Source organism: Thermus sp. FJN-A (assembly GCF_054655095.1).
Map to the genome: position 1 here is coordinate 1 of NZ_BAAHSC010000301.1, position 236 is coordinate 236.

The following is a 236-nucleotide window of genomic DNA, read 5'->3' on the forward strand; positions in this document are numbered from 1 at the left end:
AGGCGGGCCTCCCGGATAGACTCCTCCAGGCGGGCCTTCTCCCCGGCGCAGTCCAGGGCCAGGCGGGTCAGGCGGGCCTCGGCCTCCTCAAGCCGGGCCTCCCCCTCGGCGAGGCGGAGGGGGGCCTCGGCCCCCTGGGCCACCAGGTAGCGCAGGCGGCCCACCTCGTCCCTCAGGCGGGAAAGCTCCCCCCGGAGGGCCTCCCGCTCCGCCCGGCACCGCTCTTCCGCCCGGGA

General features: G+C 78.4%; 1 pseudogene. It reads right to left on the reverse strand.

The features are described from left to right. Positions 1-236: pseudogene (locus ACYQ0J_RS13800) on the reverse strand (metal-dependent hydrolase); the annotation flags it as partial.